Here is a 24,865-nt window from a genome sequence, read left to right as displayed (position 1 = left end):
TGGTTCCCTTGGCTTTCGACGATGCCTATGCGGCGCTCACCGACCACGAGGACGACGCGCGGTGGGCGTTCGGCACCGGGTTCACGGATCCGCTGATCGACGTGCCGGACGCCCCGCCGGACGACGTCGACGTCGCGGACCTCTCGGCATATTGCCTGATGCTCGGCGACGACGCGCTGATCCTGTCGCACCGGCTCCAGCAGTGGGTGACCCGCGCGCCGGAGCTCGAGGACGAGCTGGCCGTCGCCAACATCGCGCTCGACCTGCTCGGCCAGGCGCGGCTGCTGCTGACCCGGGCCGGCCAGGGCTCGCACCTCTCCGAGGACGACCTCGCCTTCGGGCGGGACGCCGGCGAGTTCCGCAACGTCTGCCTGGCCGAGCGCGCCGACGAGGACTTCGCGTTCCTGGTGGGCCGGCTGTTCCTGCTCGTGACGTGGCGGCTGGCCGTCCTCGACCGGCTGTCCGGCTCGCGGGATCCGATGCTCGCCGCCATCGCGGCGAAGGGCGTCAAGGAACTGACCTACCACCGGGATTACGCGGCCCAGTGGGTGGTCCGGCTGGGCGACGGTACGCCGGAGTCCCACCGCCGCATGTCGGCGGCGATGACGGCCCTGCTGCCGCTGACCGGGGAGTTGTTCGTGACGCATCCGGTCGAGTCCCGGCTGGCCGCCGCGGGTGTGGCCGTCGACCCGGCGGCGGTGCGGGACGAGTTCACCGCGATCGTCGGCCAGGTCCTGAGCGCGGCGACCCTGTCCGCCTCCGATCAGCCGCCGGCCGAACCGGGCCGCGGCCGGGACGGGGAGCACACCACGGCGCTGCCGGAGATCGTGGGGGAGATGCAGGCAGTGGCGCACGGCGTACCCGGAGGGGTGTGGTGAAAGAAGCGGCGCAGGTCGTGGCATCCGTCGTCGACCCGGAACTGCCCATGGTCACCCTGGCCGAACTGGGCGTCGTGCGCGAGGTCCGGGAGGAGGGCGCGACCGTCGTCGTCACGGTCACGCCCACCTATTCGGGATGCCCGGCCATGGAGAGCATCCGGTCCGACATCCGGTTCTCGCTGCTGCGAGCCGGATACGCCGAGGTGGACGTGCGTACGGTGATCGCTCCGGCCTGGACCACCGACTGGATCAGCGAAAGCGGCAGGCGCAAGCTCGCGGAGGCGGGCATCGCCCCGCCCGGGCCCGCGCCCCGGCGCGCGGCCGGACCCGTGCCGCTCACCCTGACCACCCGCCCGGTCGCGGTCGCCTGCCCCCGATGCGGGCACGCGGAGACGTCGGTGGTGACCCCCTTCGGCGCCACCGCGTGCCGGGAACTGCGGCGATGCCCGGCCTGCCGGGAGCCGTTCGAGCACATGAAGGAGATCTGATGGCGCTCGGCTTCCATGCGCTGCGGGTGGCCGCAATCGATCGGCTCTGCCCGGACGCGGTGGCCGTGACGTTCGACGTGCCGCCGGACCTGCGGGATCGGTACGCGTTCCGGCCGGGGCAGTCGCTGACCGTGCGGTCCGGTGACGATCAGCGCCGGACGTATTCGATCTGCTCCCCGGCCGGGTCGGCCCCGCGGATCGGGGTGCGCGAGGTGCCCGGCGGGGCGATCTCCCGCTGGATCGTGCACGACCTCCGCCCCGGCGACCTGGTCGAGGTGGCGCCGCCGTCCGGGACCTTCACGCCCGACCTCACGGCCGGCGGCCGGCACGTGCTGATCGCGGCCGGCTCGGGGATCACGCCCGTGCTGTCCATCGCCGCCTCGCTGCTGCGCGACCCGCGGGCCGAGGTGGTGCTGCTCTACGGGAACCGCCGCGCCGGCACCGTCATGTTCGCCGAGGACCTGGCCGACCTGAAGGACGCCTACCCGGACCGGTTCCAGGTCGTGCACGTGCTGTCCCGGGAGAGCCGCGAGGTGGAGCTCTTCACCGGACGGCTGGACGGCCCGCGGCTCCGGGCCCTGCTACCCCTGCTCGTCGACGTGCCGGCGGTCGACCACTGGTGGTTGTGCGGGCCGTTCGGGATGGTCACCGAGGCCACCGCGGTCCTCGGCGAATCCGGCGTCGAACCGGCCCGCATCCACCGCGAGCTGTTCTGGGTCGACGAGGCGCCGCCCTCGGTCGTCCGCGACGAATCCGGCCCGTCCGGACCCAGCAGCTCGGTGACCGTGGTCCTCGACGGGCGGTCCACCACCGTCGACGTCGCGGACGGGACGGCGCTGCTCGACGGCGCCCAGCCCGCCCGGCCGGATCTGCCGTTCGCCTGCAAGGGCGGGGTCTGCGGGACGTGCCGGGCGCGGGTCGTGGAAGGGGAGGTCGCGATGCGGCGCAACTTCGCCCTGGAGGCCGCCGAGGTGGAGGCGGGGTTCGTGCTCACCTGTCAGGCGACGGCCCTCACCCCGAAGGTGGTGATCGATTTTGATCAGTAGGCCATCGCCTTCCTGAACTGCTCCGGCTGCTCGACCCAGGGGTAGTGGCCGCAATTCTCGATCACTACGGTTTCGCCGTTCGGAAAGAGGTCCGATAGCGCCAGCACCGGGGCCAGGCCGGTCAGGCAGTCCTGGGCGCCGGCGATGATGCGTACGGGGGTGGTTACCTTCTTGAGGCGCTCGGCGAAGTCTTGTGGGGGATTTATGGTGAAATATGCCTGCGCAGCAGGCAGGGACCAGCGGCCGATGGTGGCGTGCTGCCGCTCTGTCTCGGTCCAGGCGGCGTAGCCGAGCGGCGCGCACCGGGCGTGCCAGGCGTTGAAGGCGTCCTCGCTGGTCAGGTCGGGTCCTCGGCGCGACGCTGCCACGGCCGTTTCGAAGGCTGCGGCCTCGTCGTGGGCCGCTTTTGCCTCGGCGACTGCGGCCTCTTTGGCTTGGGCTTCGTCGCGGGCCGCTTCTGCCTCGGCGGCTGCTGCCTCGTTCGGGGCCTGCTTCTGGATGCGGCGGGCGATCAGGGCGTTCGCGTCCGGGGCGGTGCTGACCAGGTGCGTCGCGGGCGGGGTGATCAGGATGAGCCGCTCGAGCCGGTCCGGGAACTGCGCGGCATAGGCGGTCGTCAGCCTCGTCCCCGCCGAATGCCCGGCCAGCGCGATCCGGTCGAGGCCGAGGTGCTCGCGCAGGTGCTCCAGGTCGGTGGCCTGCCGCCAGTAGGACCCGGCCTTCGCCTGCCCGGCCGGCGACTCACCCACGCCACGCAGATGGGGGACGACCAGCCGGCGGCTTCCGGCCAGCCCGCCCAGGTCACCGAGGTAGTCGGGATGCCTCGCCGCACCCCCGGCCAGCACGATCAGCGGCGGCGCGGCCGAGCCGGGGTCGGTGTCGTCGTAGTGCAGTGGCGTCCCGTCGGACCCGGTGTAGATCGGCACACCGCGACCCTATGCCATCCCCGGGGCCGATCCCGGCCGCCCCTCGCCGGCCCTTGCCGCCCCTCGCCGGCCCTTGCCGCCCCTTGCCGCGCCTCGCCGGCGCTTGCCGCATCCCGCCGGCCCTTGTCGCGCCTCGCCGGCGCTTGCCGCATCCCGCCGGCGCTTTGCCGCGTTCGGCTCAGCCCGGCAGCTGCGCCAGCGCGAAGATCTGGCTCTCCACCGGCCCGCCCGGCGGCTGGAACTCCACCGTCTCGATGCTGACCACCTCGAAACCCTTCGCCGCCAGCAGCGCCTCGAGATCAGCCTCCCGGTAGCCGGAAACGGTCACCGGCACCCCGAGAAACTCCACCGGCGCACTGTCCGCATCGAAGTCGACCATGCCGATCGCGAGGTACCCGCCCGGCTTCAGCCACCCGGCCACCTTCGTGAGCGTCGACTCGATCCGCGCCTTGCTCAGCATCAGCAACGAGAAGAAAGCGGTCACCGCGTCGAACGTGCCGAAGTCCTCGGCGAGCTCGGCGAAGTCGGCGTGCACGAATTCCGCAGTCGGGACCTGCGTACGAGCCAGCCGCAGCATCCCCTCGGAAATGTCCACCCCGACAACCCGGTGATCGGATTCGGCCAGGATCGCGGCGGTGGGGACGCCGGTGCCACACCCCAGATCGAGCACCGAAGCGCCCGCCGGGAGCAGCCCGCCGACCCGCGAGGTCAGCTCGGCCTGGAACGGATTGCTGCTGTGCTCGCCCTGATACTTCTCGGCGAGCTGATCGAAAACCTCCATGATCCAAAATCTACAGTGGATCAGGCTCAGAGCACACGGGTCACGTACTCGGCCTGGATCCGATCGTCGAGCCGCGCCGGATCGAGGTTCGCGCAGAGCACGATCGACGCGCCCGCGGTGAGCGGCGCCATCAGCCAGACGAGCGGCTCCTCGACGGCCGAGGTCTCGATCAGCACCCGGTCACCGGCGACGATCCCCCGCGAGCGGGCCACCTCGGCGGCGACCGCGCCGTACTCCCCGAACGTCGTCCCGTCCACGGTCGCGACCTCGCCCTCGGCGGCGCTGGCCCGCGGCGGTGGCGCGCCGAGATGGGCGCGGGCCGCGGACGGGAAGTCGCGGTACCCGAACGGCACGTCGGCCGACGGCGCACCCGACGGCCGGAGCCCGAGCACGAACTGGAACGTGGCCGGCGGCACCTCCTCCAGCCAGCTCCCGACCCGCCGCCGCTCCACGAACGTCACGTCGAGGGCCGGCCCGTCGTCCCGCCCGAGCCCGGCGGTCGCCCAGCCGCGGAACGACACCTCGATCCCGGCCGCCCACGCGCCGAGCAGCACCGCGGCGGTCTGCCAGTGCGGCGGGAGCAGCACGCCCGCACGACTGCCCCGGCGCAGCCCGCACTCGCGGGTGAGCAGGTCGGCGGTGGCGGCGACCCAGTCACCAAGCTCGGGAGCGGTCAGCCCGAAGCGCTCCCCGGTGGCGTCGTCGTAGTACGTGAGGAGTTCGTTCGTCATCGGCTTCCGACACTATCGGCGCCGGGGCCGGCCCGTAATCACCCGCGAGCGGGTCAGGCCGCCTCCATCCGATGCGCCTCCCGCGCCTCGGCCGCATAGCGCGCCAGCAGATGAACGGTCGCCGGCCCGGCCTCACCGTCGGCCTCCAGCCCGGTGCGCCGCTGGAAGTAGCGGACCGCCTCGGCCAGCTCCGCCTCACCGGGCCCGATGATCACGCCCATCTCGGCGAAGAGCCCCCGCAGCGTCGCCGGATCGGCCGGCGGCGTATGACCGGACCAGCCGATCAGCCCGCCGACGGCGGTACCGACCACGCTGAGCATCCCTCGTGCGGACATCGTTGCCTCCCCTTCCGCGCTGATACATCCAGCGTGGCGGGCGCGGCTGTGCGCGACATCTGACGGAAGTCTCCGAATCCTGTGGACCCCTGCCACTTTCGGCCGAGTCCGAAAGTCTTACCGGCCCGCCCGAATTCCGATACCGAAGTTCACTGTCCGCCGGCCGCTCTCGGGGGGAGGCTTGCTTTTGCGTACGGGCGAAGCCCCGCTCCGGCGGCCCGCGCCTCGAGTCCGTGGCCCGCCGGTCACCGCAGATCAGGAGCGACAGAGATGGGAGTTCGCCAGTGACACGACTTCGACGGCGTCGGTGGTGCTCAGGCCGTACCCGGCAAGGTTTTTCGCCACCGCGGCCCGCCGCTGGCCGGCGGCGAGTCCCGCACATGCCTGATCGCCCAGGTCCGTGATCTCCTCGGGACGCATGTCGAGCGCCATCTCGGGCAGCCGTCCGCGCACCGCAGCGAGGAACCCGGCCGCCGCCGGCGCACCGGCGGGAGCGGGCAGCGCGTCCCCGGCCTGCCCGGACGACTGACCGTCCCCCGGCGCGAGCTCACCCTGCCCGGCGCCGGGCTGCTCGCCGCCCGGTTGCGCTGCGCCCTGCCTGGCGCCGGGCTGCTCGCCGCCCGGTTGCGCTGCGCCCTGCTGCCCGTCGCTCGGCTGCCCTGCGCCAGGCTGCCCATCGGCGGGCTGTCCGTCACCCGGCTGTCCGGAGCCCGGTTGTCCGGAGCCCGGCTGCCCGGCGGCGGGAGAGGAGAGGGGCGCGGCCTTCCACTCGGCGGGGCGGGGTCCGGCATCGCACCCGGCCAGCATCGGCAGGGCCGCCACCGGAAGGGCAGCGGCCGCGACGACGAGCGAGAGGCGGAGCCGTTTCACCGATCTCCCGGAACCGGCAGCCGAGGCAGCACGGCGAGCGCCGGCGTGCCTGAGGCGTGGGCTACGGGTGGCAGGTCGGGGAGGAAGGAGGCGGAGGAGGAGGGGGTGGGGGCGGGGGCCGAAGCGAAACCTTGAACCGGCGGGTGCGGGTCGTGCTCGCGGCTCGGGGACTGCTGGGCGGGGTCATCGGGCGCGGGCATGACGGCCGGATCGCCGGTTGTGGAGAAGCGGGGAGGGAGCTGGGGGAGTGCTGTACGCAGAGCTGCCGCCGGTTCGCTGATCGTGGGGCCGAAGGGGCGGCGTTCGACTACCGTTCGCGTGGTGTTCGTGGGGGACACGCCGGGAACCTTAGAGGTCAGGCGCGCGTGTTCGCGGCGGCGCGCCGATTCTGGCCGGATGGGCGGCCGGTCCCACCCGGAAGGGTTACCGCGTTCGCATTCCGGCTAGCCGGATGGGCGACCCCGCGCACACAGCGAAGTCACAGAGCGCTCACCGCCGGGCGACAATGTGGCGGCGCATCGTCGTTCGCATGACCGATCTGCTGACGCGCCAGGCCGCCACCGACGAGCAGGCGACCGCCGGGGTGCCGCCCACCGAGTTCCCGCCGACGCATGTTTCGCCGACGGACATTCCGCCCACCCACGTTCCGCTGGCGGACATTCCGCCGGTGATGATGAAGCCGCCGCGCGATCCGCGGTGGAAGAGGCGGGTGGCCGGCGGGGCCGCGGTGCTCGTGCTGATCGCGGGCGGGGGGAGCGGCGGGGCGTACCTCATGGATCAGCACCTCGCGAGCGGCGCCGGGTCGTCGGTGAGCGGTACCGCTGTCGCGTCGGTGACCGAGGGCACCGACCTGGCGCCGATCGTGGCGAAGGTGCAGCCCAGCGTCGTGACCGTGCTGGTGGACGGTGCGCGGTCGTCGTCGCTCGGGTCCGGGGTGGTGCTCAGTTCGGACGGCCTGATCCTCACGAACAACCACGTGATCGAGTCGGACGGGACGGTCAGCGTGCGGCTGTCCACCGGGCAGACCGTGCCGGCGCAGGTGGTCGCCGCCGACGCCACGCACGACCTGGCGCTGGTGCAGGCGACGAGGCTGTCCGGGCTGACGCCGGTCACGTTCGCCACGGACGACACGGTCGCGGTCGGTGACACGGTGCTGGCGTTCGGGGCGCCGCTCGGCCTCGAAGGCACCGTGACGTCGGGCATCGTGTCGGCGCTCGACCGCAGCCTGGACACCGGCGACGAGAAGCTGAGCGGCCTGTTGCAGACCGACGCCGCGATCAACCAGGGCAATTCGGGCGGCGCGCTCGTCGACATGTCCGGCCACGTCGTCGGCATCAACGTCGCGATCGCCACGGCCGGCGACAGCACCGGTTCGGTGGGGCTCGGGTTCGCCATCCCCTCCGACACGGTCACCGGCGTCGTCGCCCAGCTCAAGAGCCAGATGACGAGCGCGAGCTGACCTCCCGTTCCCTCGATCTTGTTGATTGCGGTGGTGCCGTTCCTGCACAGATCAACAAGATCGAGAGGGAAGCGGGGCACGGTGGCGAGCAGGGCCAGTCGCCCCGCCCGCCAGCGGCCAGCCGCCAGCGGCAGCGGCCAGCGGCCAGCCACCCGGCCACCCGGCCGCCCAGCGGGGCGAGCGGGCAGCGGGCGGCGGGCAGCGGGCAGCGGGTGGAGCCGGGATCAACCTGCCAGGTGGCCCCAGTCGCGCTCCAGGTCGCGCCAGCTGCCCTGTGCCTCGGCCCGCCCGCCGATCAGCACGACGACCCGGTCGGCCTGGGCCAGGGCGGCGCGCTTCGACGTGGAGCCGACGACCGTCACCCCGTGCGAGCGCAGGGCCCGCCAGAGCTCCAGCTCCGTCGTCACGTCCAGGGCGGACGAGACGTCGTCGGCGATCAACAGTTCGGTGCGGGGTGCGAGCGCCCGGGCCAGGGCCAGCCGCTGCAGCTGGCCGCCGGAGAGCCGGGTGCCCTTGTGCCCGATGAGCAGCTGGAGGCCGCCGCCGGACGCGGACAGGTCGTGCTCGAGCTGGGCCACCGACACCGCGTCGGCCGCGTCCACCTCGTGCCCGAGCTGGATGTTGTCGGCGACCGTCCCGGAGAGCACCCGGGGCAGCTGGGCGACGTATCCCACCTGGTTGGGCCGCAGGAACATCTCCGGCTCGCGGACCGGCTCGTCGTTCCAGCGCAGCTCACCGGTGTGGTGCACGATCCCGGCGAGCGCCCGGAGGAGCGACGACTTGCCGGAACCCACCGGGCCGACGACCAGCACGAGCTCGCCGCGCTGGACGGTGAGGTCGATGTCCCGTACGCCCAAGGCTCCGTTCTCGTGCACCGCGCTGAAGTGACGCAGCGAGAGTGCCCGCAGCGGGTTGCGCGGTGCCGAAGGCGGCGCCGGCGCGGTCCCGGCGGAGATGTCCACCCCCGGAATCGCCGACGTGTAGTCGGAGACCCCGGTCATGGCCACCGTGCGCCGGGTCCAGACCCGCGCCGACGGGAAGTGCGAGACCAGCGACGCGATCGTCCACGCGAACCACCGGGCCGAGCCGAGCGTCGCCACCGCGATGAGGGTGGCCGCCGCGCTGAGCTGGTTGTTCAGGTAGAGGTACCAGGCCGCGATCGGCAGCAGACCGCTCGCGATCGACGGGGTCGAGCGCGCCCACACCTGGATCGCGATCTCCCGCCGTTGCAGCTCGCTGCGGGTGCCGTCGAGCTTCGCCAGATGTGCGAGCACCGGCTCGGTCGCGCCGGCCAGTTTCACCGTGCGCGCCGCCGACAGCGACGAGACCAGCGAGGTCGCGAACGCGGCGCGGGCCGCCACGGTACGCCGGGCCGCCTGCTCCAGCCGCGGCCCGAACAGGGTCGCGGCCAGGCCGGACAGCACCATCGTGCCGACGAACAACCCGGCCGGCACCGCCGACTGCGACGTCAGCGTCATGGCGATCACGGTGATCACCGCGATGCCGTTGTCGATCAGGTTGTCGGCGAGCATGACGACGCGTTCGGTGTCGCCGCCCTGCGCCACCACCTCGGCCGGCGTGTGCTTGCTGACCCGGCGCGGCCCGATCTGCCCGTGCACGAGGCGCAGGCTGATCCGCAGCATCTGCCGGACCCACCACTCCGGGAACCAGGCGCCGGTGAAGTACAGCGTCGGGATCAGCGCGAGCAGCGCCGCCGCGATGCCGAGCGCCGGCACGACCGGGCTGCCCTGGCCGTCGACCACGTCCGCCCAGAGCAGCGGCAGGATCGCGCCGTCCAGGCCGAAGAGCACGAGCAGCAGGAACAGGCCGACCGCGCCGAGACCGTACCGCTTGTCGTTGGTGGCGAGCCGCACGATCTCCCGCATGGTCCGGGCCTGCGGGGGCTCGGGCAGCGGGGGAGGCTCCACGCTGGGCAGTGGCCCGGCCAGCGCGTCCTGGCCGAGTTCGACCTGGGCGGCGGTGTCCCAGTCGCCGTCCTCGACCAGCCCGACGTTCCCGGAATGTCGCACAGGGGCGGGAACGGCGAGCCTGCTGCTCGCCATCAACTCCGCGAACCGCTGCGACTCGAGCAGCGGCCCCTGCTCCAGCACCTCGCCGTCGGCGAGCACGACCACCTCGTCGCACCGCTGCACACTGGACAGCCGGTGCGCCACGATCACGCCGATCCGGCCGTCGAGCAGCCGGTCGGTGGCGCGCTGCACCCACGCCTCGGTGACCGGGTCCATCCGCGCGGTCGCCTCGTCGAGGATGACCACGTGCGGGTCGCGGACCAGGATCCGGGCGAACGCGACGAGCTGTTCCTGACCGGCGGACAGCTTGTAGCCGTTCTCGCCGAGCCGGGTGTCGACGCCGTCCGGGAGCCCGGCCACCCACGCGGTCAGGCCCAGCTCCTCGATCGCCCGCGACGTGGCCGGGAGCAGCTTCTCGTCGAAGAGCGCGATGTTCTCGGCGAGCGTGCCGGCCAGGATCTCGGTGCGCTGCGGGACGATCGCGGTCCACCGGCGCAGGCCTTCCACGCCGATGTCGTTCACGTCGACGCCGCCGAGGAAGACCGTGCCGCGCGGCACGTCGACAGCCCGGGTGAGCACCTTCGCCAGGGTGGATTTGCCCGACCCGGTGCGCCCGATCAGGGCGTACGAATGGCCTCTCTTGAAGTTGATGTTGATGTTCTTCAAAGCCGGCGGGCGGGTGTCGTCGTCGCCCTGGTGGTAGCGGAACGTCAGATCGCGCACCGTGAGGTCGCCGTCGGTCGGGTCCACGCCCTCGGTCGGCTCCTGCGGGACCTGGCCGAGCAGCTGCACGCGGCTCCAGGCGCCGAGCGCGTTCTGCAGCTCGGGCACCATGCGGGTGACGTGTTCGAGCGTGCCGCCGAATCCGAGCGCCAGGAGCCAGACCGCGGTGAGCCGGGCCGCGTCGATCGCTTCCGCGACGAGGGCCCAGGCCCCCGCGACGACCAGAAAAGCGATGAGGGTACGGGTGATGGCGCCCGCGCCCATGGTGATCCTCGAACTGGACCGCCAGACGCGGCGGCCTCGCCGGAGGACCTCAGCGGCCCGGAGCGCGTAGAGCCTCCGGACGTAGGGCGCGGCCAGGCTCGTCCGCACGTCGTCCTGACCGTGGATCGCCTCCTCCATCACCGCCGCCAGATCGGACCAGGCCTCCTCCTCCGCGATACGGAGCGGGGAGATCCGCTGGACCGGTTTGTTCATGACGACGAAGAGCAGGATCGACACCAGGATCATGGCGATCGCGGCCGGCCACCAGACGAAGAACGTCGTGACGATCGAGAGGGTCGCCACCGCCAGCGACTGGGCCAGCCGGACACCGCTGCCGCGCAGCTCGGCGCCGACCTGGTAGACGTCCGAGTCGATCCGGTCGAGCAGCTCGCCGACCGGCGTGTTCTCCAGGGTGGGCACGTCCTGGCCGAACGCGACCCGGTTCAGGCCGCGGCGGACCCGGGCCGCCCAGTCGGCGGTGAGCCGGGCCACCACGAGACCGACGAAGACGTCGCTGAGCACGCCGGCGACGAGCGCGATCACCAGCACGGTGAACAGCGGCCACGAGCGGTCCACCAGCACCGGGCCGGCGACGGCGAGCGCGATCGCCCCGCCGGTCGCGCCCACGAGGATCAGGAGCGCGGTGAGCGCGGTGCGACTTCGGCTTGTGGCCCACAGGTCGCGGAGCAGACGCATGGATGTTCCTCGGGCAGTCGGGGATGGCGGTGTCCCCATCCTGCGCGGCTTCCATCCGGCGCCTCAACCGGTTTATTCCGGCTTAATCCGGGTGCCCGTCAAGAGACACTTCTCATGTACGCGTCCGCGGCTCCCGGGTCGGCGAACCAGGAGATCAGGTCGTTCGGGTCCTCGAAGCCGTGGGCGAACCGGCGCGCCACCGCCGGGTTCGCGCTCGCGGCGCCGAAGACCTGCTGGGCGTGCGGCGGCAGCGGCTGCAGCATCCCGTTCGTCCACAGCGTCACGGCCCGGCCGTGCGCCTGCCAGAACGACTCGAACGTCGCCGTCATCCACTCCTCGTCGAACGGCCTGTCCCCGTTCGCGACGATCGCCCGCAGGTAGTGGTCGGCCGCCTTCGCCGCGGTGTTCGCCCCCTGACCGGTGATCGGGTCGTTCGCGATGACGATGTCACCGATGCCGAGCGCCTTCCCGCCGCCGTTCAGGTGCGCCACCGGCTTCCGTACTGTCGGCGTGAACCTCCCCTGCAGGGTGGCCTTGTCGTCGGCGAGCCGGACGTCGGCGCAGCGCTCGTGGAACCAGGGCAGGTTCTCCTTGATCAGGCTGAGCGACGTCTCGAGGTGGTTCTCGGTCGCGCCGAACACGTCCAGCGGGCCGCCGGGCAGCACCTCCCAGAAGAGGATGTCGGCCGGCCCGGTCCGGGTCAGCGCCGGGATCACGAACAGCTCGCCGAGCCCGGGAACCGCGTGGAACTCGACGTGCGGCTCCGGCCAGCCCGGGTCCGGGGCCAGCCCGTGCACGTAGGCGACCGCCAGCCCGCGCTGCGGCTGCTCATACGGTGACCGTTCCGGATCGCGTTCGAACAGCTCCACGAGGTCGCCGCGGCCGGCCGCCACGACGGTCAGGTCGTACCGCTTGGCGAGCGCCTCCAGGTAGGCCGGGCTGACCGGCTGGTAGATCACCTCCACCCCGGCCTGCTCGGCGTCGGTGAGCCAGCGGGAGAACTTGATCCGCTGATCGGTGGAGAACGCCGGCTTGCCGAGCGGCGCGGTGAACTGCAGGGCCAGGTTCCCGGGCGGCGCCGCGAGCATCACGTGCAGCCCCCGGATCGGCGGGGCGACCTGGTCGTAGTGGTTGAGGCCGTACGCCCGCTCGGTCTCCAGCGCCGGATCGAACATGGCCTGGGTCGAGGTCGGCCACCCGTCCCGGATCTCACCCGGCGTCTTCGCCGACATGAGCGTGACCCGGTAGCCCCGGGCGTTGAGGCTGAGCGCCAGTTGGAGTCCGGCCTGGCCGGCGCCGACTATCAGGATGTTGCGCAAGCTGTGTCTCCCCGTGTGTGAGGTCGGTGGTTGATCACTGTCCCCACCAGAACCGTACACAGAGAAGTCCGAATATGACTATGGGTTAGCTAACTGTCTGCAGTGGACGGTTAACGCACAGCTCTTGATCAGCGCAAATGCGCCCGCCGCGCCGCCCCGCCCACGGATCTTGGACGCTTCGCCACCGTTTTCGGTGGTCGATCGTCCAAGATCGCGGAGGGGGTGCGGTGACGGGCGAGCGGGTCGTGCGGCGGCGGCGAGCGGGTCGTGCGGTTGGGGGGTGCCGGCCGTGCCGTCCTCCCATGGATCTTGGACGTTTGGCCGCCGCTTTCCGGATCTTGGACGCTTCGCCACCGTTTTCGGTGGTCGATCGTCCAAGATCGCGGAGGGTGTGCGGTGGCGGCGGCGAGCGGGTCGTGCGGCGGAGAGGCGACGGCTGCGCGCGAGAGGCGCGCTCGGGCGGTGACGCGTGAGGGGCGCTCGGGCGGTGACGCGTGAGGGGCGAAGCTGCGCCCGTCCGAAGGGCACAGCGCGCGGCGGTGAACGGGCGCAGCGCCACCGTGTGGGAGGGCGCAGCGTCCGGCGGTGGGAGAGTGCCGCGGCACCGCGTGGCAGCGCCGGGTCGGAGGGGCGGCAGCCGGCCGGCGGGCGGGTGCGGCGGCGCCGCGTGACAGGGCTCGGCGGCGGCCGGTGGTGCCGCGTGACAGGGCTCGGCGGCGGCCGGTGGTGCCGCGTGACGGGGCTCGGCGGCGGCCGGTGGTGCCGCGTGACAGGGCTCGGCGGCGGCCGGTGGTGCCGCGTGACGGGGCTCGGCGGCGGCCGGTGGCTGGGTGTGCGGGTCAGGAGGCCGGCTGGGCGGCTCGCAAGGTGAGGAGGGTGATCTCGCTGGGGGCGAAGATGCGGAACGGCGGGCCCCAGAAGCCTGTGCCCCGGCTGGTGTAGAGCTGGGTTCGCTCGGAGTGGCGGCTCAGGCCCTGGAGGACCGGCTGGTCGAGGCGGACCAGGTAGTGGAAGGGCCACATCTGGCCGCCGTGGGTGTGGCCGGAGAGCTGGAGGTCGATGCCGTGGGCGACCGCGCCGTCGATCTGGTGGGGCTGGTGGGCCAGCAGGAGGACGGGCAGCGACGGGTCGGCGCCGGCCAGGGCCGCCTCGTGGTCGGCGTGGTGGCCGGGCAGGCCGGAGCCGGCGGCGGTGCGGTCGTCGACGCCGGCGACGATCAGGGAGTCGCCGCCTCGGGTGACGACGAGGTGGCGGTTGTGCAGCGCGTCCCAGCCGAGGGACGTCATGTGCTCGACCCAGCCGAGGGCGCCGCTGAAGTATTCGTGGTTGCCGGTCACGTAGACCCGGGCGTGCCGGGCCCGCACGTCGGCGAGCGGCGCGGCCATCGAGAGGCGCTGCTGGACCTGGCCGTCGGCGATGTCACCGGTGTGCGCCACGATGTCCGGGTCGAGCGAGTTGATCACCTGGGTGACGCCCCGGGACCAGCGGGTGCGGTCGATCGGGCCGTAGTGGGTGTCGGTGATCAGGACGACGCGCAGGCCGTCCAGGCCGGCACCGAGCCGGGGGATCGTCACGTCGACCCGGCGGACCCGCGCGACGCGCATCGCCTCGAAGTGGCCCCAGAGCAGCAGCACCACCGAGATCAGCAGGACGCCCGCGGTGACGAGACGGGAGCGGAGCGGGTCGTCGAGCGGGGTGAGGCGCAGCAGCAGGGCGGCGATCTGGCCGATCACCGACCAGGTGAACAGCACCCAGACCACGCCGAGCAGCGTGTCGGCGACCCGCGAGGCGGCGTCGCTGTGGCCGCCGTGCCCGCGGAACATCAGCACCGGGAAGGAGAGCGCGACCAGCACGACGGCCGCGGTCAGGCCGAGCTGCACGCCGAGCGGCCAGTCGTTGCCCGACCACACCAGCGTCTCCAGCGGCACGCCGAACAGCAGCGCCACCACCGCGAGAACCACCACACCGAAGATCGCTCGCCGCGGCGAACGCCGCTGCGGCTCGCTCTCGACCGCCTCACCCACCGACATGAGGGCAAGCATGCCACTCGCCTACGACAGAAAGAGCCTCATGCGTACGGCGGGAGCCCGAGCACGTCGCCCGGAACCGTCAGATCCGCCCGTGACCTGGTGGTGGCGATGAGTGTGGCGTTCACCTCGTCGGTGCCGGTGGCCCACGCCTCGGCATCCGCGGCGGACTTGCCGAACCGGACGTGCCGCTCGATCAGCCGGCGCAGCCGCTCCTCCCGGTCGAGGTCGGCGTACCAGACCTCGGTGAGCAGCTCCCGCACCGGCCGCCAGCGCGGCGAGTCGACGAGCAGGTAGTTGCCCTCGGTCACGATCAGCCGGGCCGCGGACGGCACCCCGATGGCGCCGGCGATGGGCTGTTCGAGGACCCGCTCGAACCCCGGGGCGTAGACCACCGGATCCCGGTCGTCGAGCAGCCGCCGGAGCAGGGCGGCGTACCCATGAGCGTCGAACGTGTCCGGAGCGCCCTTGCGATCTCGCAGGCCCAGTCGATCCAGCTCGGCGTCGGCGAGGTGGAAGCCGTCCATGGGCACGTGCGCCACCCAGTCCGGGCCGTGCTCCTCGCCGATCGCGGCGACCAGCGCCGCGGCGAGCGTGGTCTTGCCCGCGCCCGGCTGGCCCGCGATGCCCAGCACGGCCCGCCGGCCGTCCCGCACCAGGGCGGCGGCGCGGGCGGCGAGGTCCGGGAAGGTGATCGTCATGCGCCGACGGTACCGGTGACCCGGTCGAGGTCGGATCGACGACTGCGCGAGCGCCCCGGAAGCCCGGACGATGGGCGGGAACACACATGGGGGAATCACATGATCACTAAGAGTGTGGTCGCGGCCGTCGTGGGGGCGGCCGCGATCCTCGTTCCGGCCGTCCCGGCGGCGGCCGCGACGGATCCGCGCACGGTGGCGACCGGCCTGGACAACCCGAGAGGGCTCGCGTTCGGGCCGCACGGCGAGCTCTACGTCGCCGAGGCGGGCCGGGGTGGCGCCGGGCCGTGCCGGCCGGGACCGGAGGGCGGCGAGGTCTGCTTCGGCCGGTCCGGGGCGATCACGGTCGTCAAGTTCGGCAGGCAGTGGCGGGTCCGGACCGGGCTGCCGTCGCTGGCGTCGCCGCGGGGCACCGAGGCGAGCGGGCCGTCCGACGTGGTGGCCGGGCCGGACGGGGGGCTCACCTACACGGTCGGCCTCGGCGGCGACCCGGACCTCCGTACCCAAGTCCCGCAGTTGTCCGGAACCGCGAAGCTCTACCGGGCCGGGCGCACGCCGTCGGTCCTGGCGGACCTCGGCGCCTACGAGAAGAGCGCGAACCCGGACGGCGTGACGCCGCCGGACACCAACCCGGTCGCGGTCCTCGCCACCCGGCGCGGCCACCTGGTCGTGGACGCCGGCGGCAACGCGCTGGTCCGGGTGACGCCGCGCGGGCGGATCTCCACGGTGGCGGTGTTCCCGGGGCGCGGGGCGATGCAGTCGGTGCCGACCTCGGTGGCGCGGGGGCCGGACGGCGCGTTCTACGTCGGCGAGCTGACCGGGTTCCCGTTCCCGGTGGGGCAGGCGCGGGTCTGGCGGGTCGTGCCGGGGGAGGAGCCGCGGGTCTACGCGACCGGGTTCACCAACATCATCGATCTCGAATGGGCGCCGGACGGCCGTCTCTACGTGCTGGAGATCGCCCACCGGGGGCTGCTCTCCGGAGACCGGGCCGGCGCCCTGCTCCGGGTGGACCGCAAGGGCACGCCGCGGGTGGTGGCCTCGGCCGGGCTGACGGCGCCCGCCGGCCTGGCGATCCGGGACGGGTACGCGTACATCGCGAACTGCGGGGTGTGCGCGGGAACGGGCTCGGTGGTGCGGGTCAGGATGTGAAGCTGAGCCCGAGGCGCAGCCCGGCCACCCCGGCCGGGGAGAGCGGGCGGGCGGTGGCCCGGCACAGGTCGGAGCGGACCTGTGCCGGCAGCTCCTCGCCGAGCGAGCAGAGCGCCGGGAAGAGGTCGAGGACCTGCCGGTGGGTGAGCGCGCCGACGCCGATGAGCAGGCCGTTCAACGCGGTCCGGCCCTCGGCCAGCTCGGAGCAGAGCTGCATCCGCCAGGCCACGTCGTGCACGTGGTCGGCGAACTCGCGGGCGATCCGGTTGCCGGACGGGGCGCGCAGCCCGCCGATCGAGGACTGCCGGAAGCGGGCGACCGAGGGGGCGAGGCGGCAGGCGATGCCGAGGCGGCGGGCGAGCTGCGGGACGGTGAGCACGTCCAGCCCGGCGGAGCAGCGCTCGCAGAGGCGCTCGAAGGTCTTGGCGTGCACCACGGACGCCGGGCGCTGGCAGGCGCCGTCGAACCCGCAGATCGGGTCGAGGATCACCTCGGTGAGGGTGCCCTCGTGGTCGAAGCGGCCGACGGCGAACCAGGTGGCCGGCGTGGTGCGGTAGTGGGCCAGGGCCGCACGGGCGCTGACGTATCCGTCTGGATCGACGCCGATGCGGGGCACACCGTCCTCGGTGTGCAACTGGATGAGGCGGAACATGGCGCGCTCCCGGGGTAGAGCAGTTTTCCCTGTCGTTCACCGGTACGTCCGCACGAGAACAAAAGTTCACACATCACCGTGAGTCAGCAAAGTGTGACGGTGTATGCGCTGCTCGGCGTGCCGGGGGAAGGCGAAGATTACTCGGTGTAATGGTTTTAGGCCAGAGGTGTGGGACACTCGCCGGATGAGCGAGGCCACGCCGATCTGCGTCTGCGACCACCCGAAGCGGGCGCATGAGCACCACCGCGCCGGGACCGAGTGCGCGCTGTGTGACTGCGCGCGTTTCCGCCGCCGTGACCGATGGTGGCGGCGATGGGCGTGACGTGCGCCACACGGCGTGCCAAATCCTAGTGGATCTGTAGGCTTACCCTCAATTGGCACGGACTCGAGGGGGCCCGATGGCACTGCCCGATTTCCTGATCGCCGGCGTACCGAAAGCCGGCACCACGGCCTTGCACGCCGCGCTGGTGGGCCACCCGCAGCTGTTCCTGCCGTCGGTGAAGGAGCCGAAGTTCTTCCTCTCCGACGGCCCTCCTCCGGCCGTCGGCGGTCCGGGCGACGTGCAGACCTATCAGGAGCACGTCTGGCGCCGCGACGACTACGAGGCTCTCTTCGAGCCCGCGCCGGTGGGCGCGCTGCGTGGGGAGGCCACGCCCTTCTATCTGTACGACCGGAGCGCGCACGAGCGGATCGCCAAACTGCTCCCGGACGTGAAGCTGGTGATCCTGCTGCGCGATCCCGTCGATCGCGCGCACTCCAACTGGACCCACCTGTGGGTGGCCGGGCTGGAGGAGAAGGCATCCTTCCTCGAGGCGTGCCACGCCGAGGAGGAGCGCAGGGCCGCGCGGTGGGCCGACTTCTGGCACTACATCGGGCTCGGCCGGTACGGCGAGCAGCTCCAGCACCTCTACCAGCACGTCGACCGCGACCGGGTGCTGCTGCTGCGCTACCGCGAGCTCAAGGACGACCCGGCCCGCACCCTTGACAAGGTCTGCGCGTTCCTCGGCGTGCGCACCGGGGTGCTCACGTCGATCCCGAAGGAGAACGTGAACCGGCACTACGTCGAGGACAACGCGGTCAACCGGGTGCTGCGCGGCCTGCTGCGGACCGGCGGCGGGTTCGGCCACCGGTTCCCGGTGCCGCTGCGCCTGGCCGCCCGCGGGCCGCTGCTCACCCTGCTGCACCGCACGAAGGGCAACCGTCCGGTGACCACACCGGAGGAACGCGCCGCCCTGCTGCCCTACTTCGCCGACGACATCGCCCTGCTCCAGGAGGTCACCGGCGAGCGGTACGACGACTGGCTCAGTCCCGACCGACACGCCCGGGCGTCGTGAACCGGTGCGCTAAACCCCACTTTCCCCATAGATGATGCAAACTTGACGGGTTCCGTCGCCGCAACCCAGGAGAGCCGCCTTGACCATCGGAATCACGGCCCTGCCCCTGCCGCGCTGGGAAGACTCCACCGTGGTGGTGGAGCCTCCGGGCACCGAACCGGGCGCCTGGTCGGGCGCGCCGAGCACGATCCGGGCGGACGGCTTCATCTACCTCGCCTACCGCCTGCGCCTGCCGATCGGCGCGGGCCGGGGCATCGCCAACGTGGTGGCCCGCTCGGCCGACGGCCTCACCTTCGAGGTCGTCGCCGAGGTGGGCAAGGACGGCTTCGAGGCCGAGTCGCTGGAGCGCCCGGCGCTGACCCGGACGCCGGACGGCCGCTGGCGGCTCTACGTCAGCGCGGCCACGCCCGGCACCAAGCACTGGCGGGTCGACCTGCTCGAGGCGGACACCCCCGAGGGTCTCGCCACGGCGGCGCCGCGGACCGTGCTGGCCGGCGACGAGCGGCACGGCGTCAAGGACCCGGTGCTGCACCACGACGAGCACGGCTGGCACCTCTGGGCGTCGGTGCACCCGCTGGAGTCCTGGGACGACGCCGACCGGATGACCACCGAGTACGCCACCAGCCCGGACGGCGTGCACTGGACCTGGCGGGGCACCGCGCTGGCCGGTCGTCCCGGAGAGTGGGACGCCCGCGGCGTGCGGGTCACCTCGGTCGTGGTCGACGGCGACGAGATCACCGCGTCCTACGACGGCCGCGCCACGGCCGGCGAGAACTGGGAGGAGCGGACCGGTGTGGCCCGCGGCTCCCGCCTGCCGGACGGCTCGTTCGGGCCGCTCACCGCGGAGGACCACGAGCCGGTCGGCAGCCCGCACGCGCCGCACGGGCTGCGCTACCTGAGCCTGGTCGGCCTCCCGGACGGCGGGCGGCGGATCTACTACGAGGCCACGCGCGAGGACGGCGCGCACGACCTTCGTACCGAAATCGCCTGAACCCTCGCTCAGGGTGACGGAAATTCGACCGCGACGACCGATTCGACCGGTTCTGGCGTGTCACATGCTGAGAGCATGATCACGCTGGGTGGGGCCGGGTTGGTGGCCGGACGTGAGGTGTCCTAACGTTCTCCAGGACGTCAGGTGCACCGGAAAACGGCCGCACTGGCCAACAGCGGAGCCGCGCCCACAAGGCGCGGCTTCGCTGTTTTTCCGCCGGCTCCTCTTTCGGACACGAACGGATGGGGCCTGCCTCCCGGCGGCGTTTGCCCTTTTGCCGCCTGGGTAAGTCCGCCTCGACGCGGGTGGGGTGCTCGCAGGGGGTCTGAGGGGGGACGATGCGCACGCTGGCCGGGCGGTATCGACTGGTGAACCGCATCGGACTCGGCGGAATGTCGGAGGTCTGGCGCGGCCACGACCAGGTGCTCGACCGGCCGGTCGCCGTCAAGATCATGGCGCCGGCCGTGGAGGGCACGCTCGGCGCCGTCGGGGTGGACCTGGTGCGCACCGAGGCCCGCGCGGCGGCCCGCCTCGCCCACCCGAACGTCGCCGCGGTGCACGACTTCGGCACCTCGCCGGCGGGGGAGCGGGACGTCCCGTACATCGTCATGGAGCTCGTCGACGGGCAGACGCTCAGCGCCCACCTGGCCGCCGGCCGGCTGGACTGGCGGATCGGCGTACGGATCTGCGCCGAGGTGGCGGCGGCCCTGGCCGCGGCCCACGCGCAGCAGGTCGTGCACCGCGACATCAAGCCCGCCAACATCATGCTGACCCCGGCCGGCGCGAAGGTCCTCGACTTCGGGATCGCCGCCGCGATCGGCTCGCCCGACCCGGACCCGGAGGGCCCGGTCATGGGCACGCCCGCCTACATCGCGCCGGAACGGTTCGACGGGACGCCGGCCACCCCCGCGTCCGACATGTTCGGGCTCGGCACCCTGCTCTACCACTGCCTCTCCGGCCGGCTGCCGTGGAAGGCGCGCACCCACACCGAGATGGTCATGGCGCAGCGCTTCGAAGATCCACGACCGCTTCCGTACGTGGAGGGACTGCCGCCGGAGGTGCTCGACCTCTGCTCGCGGTGCCTCTCCCGGGAACCCGGGGAGCGGCCGACCGCGCTGGTGGCGGCGCTGCTGCTGGCCGAGGCGGTGGACGCGCGGGTCTACGTGCCGCTCGCCGACCTGGGCCTCGAACCGGAGCGGCCGGCCGCGGTCTCGGCGTGGGACGCGCAGGCCGCCGGGGAGGCGACCACGCCCGCGGACGGCGACCGGGAGTCGGCCCACGCGGGCGCCGCCGGTGGCGACCGGGTGGGCCGCCACCGGCGCTAGACCCTTCCGGTCACGCCCGGGGGACGACCACGAGCGGGCGCCTCGCTCTTCTCAGGAGACGGGCCGAGACGCCGCCGAGCAGCACCCGGCGGGCCGGGCCGTATCCTCGCGAGCCGCAGAACAGCACGTCCACCTCGGTCAGCTCGGCGAGGGTCTCCACCACGTCACCGGAGCGCAGCTCCCACTCCACCGTGACGCCGGGGACGGCCTCGGCCGCCTTGCGCAGCGCCTCCTCGTACGTCTCCCGCGCGGTGTCCAGGAAGGCGCGCTCGGCGTCCGCACCCAGCATGAACGGCAGCGCGGCATCGCCGCGCGCCACCACGGTGACCAGCAGCAGCGGGCTGCCGGTGCGGCGGGCCAGCCGGGCCGCGGACTCGAGGGCGGCCCGGCCGTCCGGGGTGTCCACATAGGCGACGCCGATCCGGCCGGCCGTGCCGGGCGGCTCGGCCATCCCGGACGGCGCCACCGCGACCGGGCAGACGCTGCCGGCGAGCAGGCGGTCCGCGGTGCTGCCGGGCAGCAGCCGGGACACCGGGGCGGACGCGGTGGAGCCGACCACGAGAAGCGCGGCCTTCCGCTGCTCGGCGAGGTCGTGCAGGCCGTGCGCCGCCGAGCTGGACGCGACCACCCGGTATTCCACGTCCGGGGGATCGCCGAGGGTCTCCCGGGCGGTGGCGAGGACCCGTTCCGCGGCGGCGCGGCGGTCCGCGATCCACTCGGCGTCGACCCGGCCGGAGCCGAGAGCCGACGGCGCAGGGTGCACGACCGCCACGATCAGCGTGGTCCCCAGGGTGCGGGCGGCCCAGTGGGCGAGCGCCAGCGCGTCCTGCGTGCACGCTCCCGCGTCGGCGCCGACGATGACCGGTTCGGTGACCGGCGGCGGCGCGGTCACGGCTGTTCCTCCTCACCGCGGGTCTCCGGGCGCTCGGCCGGGCCGGCCGGCGACGACGCGGCCTGGCGCAGCCGGGAGTTGCGGTAGCCGTAGAAGGCGTAGATCAGCAGGCCGACGGCGAGCCAGCCGACGAACCGGATCCAGGTGTCCAGCGGCAGGTCGGACATCAGGTAGACGGCGAACGCCACACCGATCAGCGGCAGCACCGGCGACCACGGCACCCGGTAGGGCCGGGGCATGTCCGGGCGGGTCCGGCGCAGCACGATCACGCCGATGTTGACCAGCACGAACGCGAAGAGCGTACCGATGTTGACCAGTTCCACGATGGTGCCGAGCGGGACCAGCGCGGCCAGGATCGAGATCAGGATGCCGAGGCCGACGGTGAGCCGGGCCGGCGTGCCGAACCGCTGGTTGACCTTCGCGAGCCGGCGGGGCAGCAGGCCGTCCCGGCACATCGCGAAGAAGATCCGGGTCTGGCCGTAGAAGATGACCAGGACCACGCTGGTGATCGCGACGACCGCGCCGAGCGCCAGGATCGCGGCGGCCCAGCTCATGCCGGCGCCCTCGTCCAGAGCGGCGGCCAGCGGCGCGTCGCTGCCGGAGAGCTGCTCCGGGGTGGCGATGCCGATCGCCCCGGCCACGGTGAGGACGTAGAAGATCGTACAAATGATCAATGAGCCGAGGATCGCGAGCGGCAGGTCCTTGGCGGGATTGCGGGCCTCCTCACTGCCGGTCGAGACCGCGTCGAACCCGATGTACGCGAAGAAGATGATCGCCGCTGCCGCGGTCACCCCGTCCACGCCGGCCGGGGCGAACGGGCTGAAGTTGCCGGTGCTGAAGTTCGCGAACGCCACCACGATGAAGAAGATCAGCACGGCCAGCTTGATCACGACCATGGCGAGGTTGACGCGCACGCTCTCGGTCACGCCCCGGACCAGCAGCAGCGTGATGGCCAGGACGATGAAGACGGCGGGCAGGTTGAACACGCCGCCGTCCTCCGGCGACTTCGCGATGGCGTCCGGCAGCGCGAAGCCGAACGCGGCGTCCAGGAACGCGTTGAGGTTGCCGCCCCAGCCGACCGCGATGGCGGCCACCGAGACGCCGTACTCCAGGATCAGGTCCCACCCGATGATCCAGGCGACCAGCTCGCCCAGCGTCGCGTAGGCGTAGGTGTAGGCGCTGCCGGACACCGGGATCGAGGACGCCAGCTCGGCATAGGAGAGCGCCGAGAACGCGCAGGCCACGGCGGCCAGCACGAACGAGAGGATGACGGCCGGCCCGGCCAGCGCGGCCCCCTCGCCGATCACCACGAAGATCCCGGTGCCGATGATCGCGCCGACCCCCATGGCGGTCAGCTGCGTGGCGCCGACGGCGCGCTTGAGCTGGCCGTCCCCCGAGGTGTCGGTGATCAGTGAGCCCACGTCACGGACCGCGAAGACCCCTGGCTTCATATCGACTCCTTCGACCGGCGGCGATTCCTGTCACCGTGTCCTTACCCACCGCAGGCCCGCAAGATGATCGGCGCGATGCGCCGAAAACGGTCACCCGAGTTGCTTTCTCGCGCTCGGCGTACGCGTTGTGCGCCGTGATCGCCGAACCACACGGCAGCCTGCTTCGGGGCGGTACGGTGGGTGAAACGGGTACATTCCCGGCTCGGAGGGCGTAATGGGCGAGGCCGTGATGACGACACGGCGGCAGGCGGACGGCGCGTTGGTCGTCGAGATCCGCGGCACCCTGGACGCCGCCACGGTCTCCGCAGTCCGCGCCGAGCTGCTGACCGCCCTGGCGCGCGACCGTCCCCGCGCCCTCCTCGTCGATCTCACCTTCGTGACGTTCATGGACTCGATGGGCATCGGCGCGCTGGTGGCCGCCCACGAGGCGGCGCGCGAGTTCGGCGCGCGGGTGCAGCTGCGCAACCCGAGCGAGTTCGTCCACCGTCAGCTGAGGGTCACCGGCCTGTGCGATCTGTTCGGGCTGCGGCCGGGGCCTTCGAACGCCCGCACCTACCGTTTCTGATCTCGGTTGCCGAGCTTGTCCCACAGCTCGTAGGACCTGTCCCGCAGATTCGAGGGGCGCGTCTCGTCGCTGTTCGGATCCTCCCGCATCGACGCGACCAGATGCCTCACCAGAGCCTTGGCCTCCTCGGACATGGCCTTGACGACGGTCTCCGTCTCGGGTCGCTGCTCCGCCAGCACGGCGATCACCGGCCACCAGTCCTCGGCCTGGGTTTCACCCGCCGGCAACAGGCAGTGCGCCAGCAGAATGGCGAGGTCCGCCGCTTCCCGGTAGAGATCCGGGTCGCGGAGGGCCGGGAGGTTCCCGATCACCTGGGGGCGCCGGCAGATGTTGAGCAACAGCGCCGTGGCATCGATCTCCTTGAGCTGATCGAGGCCGAGGAGCACGCTCAGATACCCGTGCAGGAAATCACTGTCCGGTTGCCAGCTCAGGAGGAGCCGCTCGAGCACGCTGGCGATGAGCCTGGCCGTCGTCGGATCCGTCTCCGTGGTTCCGGGAGGGTCGGTGGACATGTCGACCGGTGGTGTCCGGCCGGTGAGATCGGCGATGAGGGTCGCCAGGAGGCTCACGCCCGATCTCCCGATGTCGACGGCGATGCCGTCGTGGAGCGCCAGACCGAACGCGCTCCGCGCCTGCGCCGCCGCATCGTTCAGCAGCGCGGCATGACGGTAGTCGGCGGTCTCGGGGGACACCGCGACCTGGCCGGTCCCGAGGTGGTCGCCGGCCCGCTCGATCCACGTGAGCATGGCGTGCCAGCCGTCCGCCCGCAGGCCGGCCTTCCACAGAGCGAGCGCCGAGGCCCACTCGTCGTCGTCCCGTACGATCTCGCCGACCGGCACCGGACCACCCGCGATCAGGATCCGGATCAGGACGAGGTTGGCGGAGTAGCAGGCCAGGCCGTTCACCAGGTCGGGCTTCGTCGGCCGGTACGCGCCGAGAAGGTCGAGGGAGGGGCGTGTGCGGTGGTTGCGGATGACGAAGTCGAGTACCCGGACGACGTCGTCACGCTCCGCGCGGTCCAGGCCGGTGAAGAGGGACCGGAAGAAGCTGAGCACGCTTCCCCGCGCGGCCAGCGGCTGGTGCGACAGGAGCGCCGCGAGCCGGGCGTCGTCGGGGTCGCGCTCGTGCCTGCCGGAGTAGGCCTAATGAGCATGCAAGGGCTGGTCTTGCCCGGCTCGTTCAGAGATCTCGGGTGGTAGCCCGCGCCGTGAGCGCTTCGACAAGACCGATCCGAT

At 72.5% G+C, this 24,865-nt stretch carries 22 protein-coding genes; 9 read left to right on the top strand and 13 right to left on the bottom strand.

Features of this window, described 5'->3' with window-relative positions; genetic code table 11:
• Positions 1-8: 8 nt before the first annotated feature.
• Genes paaC through paaE form a run of 3 tightly spaced genes read left to right on the top strand, consistent with a single transcriptional unit; the run spans position 9 to position 2,412 of the window.
• Positions 9-878, top strand: a complete 870-nt coding sequence (gene paaC / locus AB0G10_RS38140) for a 1,2-phenylacetyl-CoA epoxidase subunit PaaC (RefSeq protein WP_360933555.1) — start codon at positions 9-11, stop codon at positions 876-878.
• Positions 875-1,366, top strand: a complete 492-nt coding sequence (paaD, locus tag AB0G10_RS38135; RefSeq protein ID WP_360934070.1) for a 1,2-phenylacetyl-CoA epoxidase subunit PaaD — start codon at positions 875-877, stop codon at positions 1,364-1,366. The genes paaC and paaD overlap by 4 nt, the downstream gene beginning before the upstream one ends.
• Positions 1,366-2,412, top strand: coding sequence for a 1,2-phenylacetyl-CoA epoxidase subunit PaaE (paaE, locus tag AB0G10_RS38130; protein WP_360933552.1), 1,047 nt, complete (start codon positions 1,366-1,368; stop codon positions 2,410-2,412). The genes paaD and paaE overlap by 1 nt, the downstream gene beginning before the upstream one ends.
• Here the strand turns inward: paaE and AB0G10_RS38125 are convergent.
• The 5 genes from AB0G10_RS38125 to AB0G10_RS38105 form a co-directional block, all read right to left on the bottom strand.
• A complete protein-coding gene (locus tag AB0G10_RS38125) occupies positions 2,406-3,338 on the bottom strand; it encodes an alpha/beta hydrolase (RefSeq protein ID WP_360933549.1) in 933 nt (310 codons plus the stop codon). The genes paaE and AB0G10_RS38125 overlap by 7 nt on opposite strands.
• 178 nt (positions 3,339-3,516) lie before the next feature.
• Complete coding sequence (locus AB0G10_RS38120) at positions 3,517-4,119, bottom strand: methyltransferase domain-containing protein (protein ID WP_360933545.1); 603 nt, start codon at positions 4,117-4,119, stop codon at positions 3,517-3,519.
• Positions 4,120-4,145: 26 nt separating this feature from the next.
• On the bottom strand, positions 4,146-4,850 hold the full coding sequence (locus AB0G10_RS38115; protein ID WP_360933542.1) for a TIGR03089 family protein: 705 nt from the start codon (positions 4,848-4,850) through the stop codon (positions 4,146-4,148).
• A gap of 53 nt (positions 4,851-4,903) precedes the next feature.
• The gene (locus tag AB0G10_RS38110) at positions 4,904-5,185 is read right to left on the bottom strand and encodes a peptidoglycan-binding domain-containing protein (RefSeq protein WP_360933539.1); all 282 of its coding nucleotides are present in this window, start codon (positions 5,183-5,185) and stop codon (positions 4,904-4,906) included.
• Positions 5,186-5,440: 255 nt separating this feature from the next.
• On the bottom strand, positions 5,441-6,055 hold the full coding sequence (locus AB0G10_RS38105) for a DUF732 domain-containing protein (protein ID WP_360933536.1): 615 nt from the start codon (positions 6,053-6,055) through the stop codon (positions 5,441-5,443).
• A 529-nt stretch (positions 6,056-6,584) separates the two neighbouring features.
• Between AB0G10_RS38105 and AB0G10_RS38100 the strand changes: the two genes are divergently transcribed.
• The gene (locus AB0G10_RS38100; RefSeq protein ID WP_360933533.1) at positions 6,585-7,514 is read left to right on the top strand and encodes a trypsin-like peptidase domain-containing protein; all 930 of its coding nucleotides are present in this window, start codon (positions 6,585-6,587) and stop codon (positions 7,512-7,514) included.
• A 224-nt stretch (positions 7,515-7,738) separates the two neighbouring features.
• On the opposite strand, the gene AB0G10_RS38095 is transcribed toward AB0G10_RS38100, so the two are convergent.
• From AB0G10_RS38095 to AB0G10_RS38080, 4 genes are all read right to left on the bottom strand, one after another.
• Positions 7,739-11,227 carry an ABC transporter ATP-binding protein/permease gene (locus AB0G10_RS38095; protein ID WP_360933530.1) on the bottom strand — a complete coding sequence of 1,163 codons (3,489 nt, stop codon included), beginning with the start codon at positions 11,225-11,227 and terminating at the stop codon, positions 7,739-7,741.
• Positions 11,228-11,325: 98 nt separating this feature from the next.
• Positions 11,326-12,546 (bottom strand): styrene monooxygenase/indole monooxygenase family protein, encoded by a 1,221-nt coding sequence (locus AB0G10_RS38090; RefSeq protein WP_360933527.1) that lies wholly within the window; start codon positions 12,544-12,546, stop codon positions 11,326-11,328.
• 839 nt (positions 12,547-13,385) lie between these two features.
• Positions 13,386-14,576 (bottom strand): metallophosphoesterase, encoded by a 1,191-nt coding sequence (locus AB0G10_RS38085; RefSeq protein ID WP_360933524.1) that lies wholly within the window; start codon positions 14,574-14,576, stop codon positions 13,386-13,388.
• Positions 14,577-14,614: 38 nt separating this feature from the next.
• Entirely contained in the window at positions 14,615-15,274 is a 660-nt protein-coding gene (locus AB0G10_RS38080) for a nucleoside/nucleotide kinase family protein (protein WP_360933521.1), read from the bottom strand.
• 99 nt (positions 15,275-15,373) lie between these two features.
• On the opposite strand from AB0G10_RS38080, the gene AB0G10_RS38075 reads away from it, so the two are divergent.
• Positions 15,374-16,420 carry a ScyD/ScyE family protein gene (locus AB0G10_RS38075; RefSeq protein WP_360933518.1) on the top strand — a complete coding sequence of 349 codons (1,047 nt, stop codon included), beginning with the start codon at positions 15,374-15,376 and terminating at the stop codon, positions 16,418-16,420.
• On the opposite strand, the gene AB0G10_RS38070 is transcribed toward AB0G10_RS38075, so the two are convergent.
• Complete coding sequence (locus AB0G10_RS38070) at positions 16,410-17,072, bottom strand: hypothetical protein (RefSeq protein ID WP_360933515.1); 663 nt, start codon at positions 17,070-17,072, stop codon at positions 16,410-16,412. The genes AB0G10_RS38075 and AB0G10_RS38070 overlap by 11 nt on opposite strands.
• 398 nt (positions 17,073-17,470) lie before the next feature.
• Here AB0G10_RS38070 and AB0G10_RS38065 point away from each other — a divergent pair, with 398 nt between their 5' ends.
• The 3 genes from AB0G10_RS38065 (at position 17,471) to AB0G10_RS38055 (ending at position 20,722) form a co-directional block, all read left to right on the top strand.
• A complete protein-coding gene (locus AB0G10_RS38065; protein ID WP_360933512.1) occupies positions 17,471-18,406 on the top strand; it encodes a sulfotransferase in 936 nt (311 codons plus the stop codon).
• Between the two features lie 79 nt (positions 18,407-18,485).
• Positions 18,486-19,397, top strand: coding sequence for a hypothetical protein (locus tag AB0G10_RS38060; RefSeq protein ID WP_360933509.1), 912 nt, complete (start codon positions 18,486-18,488; stop codon positions 19,395-19,397).
• A 338-nt stretch (positions 19,398-19,735) separates the two neighbouring features.
• Positions 19,736-20,722: a serine/threonine-protein kinase gene (locus tag AB0G10_RS38055; protein ID WP_360933506.1), complete on the top strand. Its 987-nt coding sequence runs from the start codon at positions 19,736-19,738 to the stop codon at positions 20,720-20,722.
• Between the two features lie 10 nt (positions 20,723-20,732).
• Here the strand turns inward: AB0G10_RS38055 and AB0G10_RS38050 are convergent, their stop codons facing one another.
• Positions 20,733-21,614, bottom strand: a complete 882-nt coding sequence (locus tag AB0G10_RS38050) for a universal stress protein (protein WP_360933503.1) — start codon at positions 21,612-21,614, stop codon at positions 20,733-20,735.
• Positions 21,611-23,065, bottom strand: a complete 1,455-nt coding sequence (locus AB0G10_RS38045; RefSeq protein WP_360933500.1) for an amino acid permease — start codon at positions 23,063-23,065, stop codon at positions 21,611-21,613. Before AB0G10_RS38045 ends, AB0G10_RS38050 begins: the two co-directional genes overlap by 4 nt.
• A 229-nt stretch (positions 23,066-23,294) precedes the next feature.
• On the opposite strand from AB0G10_RS38045, the gene AB0G10_RS38040 reads away from it, so the two are divergent.
• Entirely contained in the window at positions 23,295-23,630 is a 336-nt protein-coding gene (locus AB0G10_RS38040) for an STAS domain-containing protein (protein WP_360933497.1), read from the top strand.
• Here the strand turns inward: AB0G10_RS38040 and AB0G10_RS38035 are convergent.
• The gene (locus AB0G10_RS38035) at positions 23,618-24,685 is read right to left on the bottom strand and encodes a hypothetical protein (protein WP_360933494.1); all 1,068 of its coding nucleotides are present in this window, start codon (positions 24,683-24,685) and stop codon (positions 23,618-23,620) included. The two genes, AB0G10_RS38040 and AB0G10_RS38035, sit on opposite strands and share 13 nt — an antisense overlap.
• Positions 24,686-24,865 lie beyond the last annotated feature (180 nt).

Origin of the sequence: Actinoplanes sp. NPDC023714 (assembly GCF_040639855.1) — a bacterium.
Taxonomy (GTDB): domain Bacteria; phylum Actinomycetota; class Actinomycetes; order Mycobacteriales; family Micromonosporaceae; genus Actinoplanes.
This window is presented reverse-complemented; position numbering and strand designations above follow the sequence as displayed.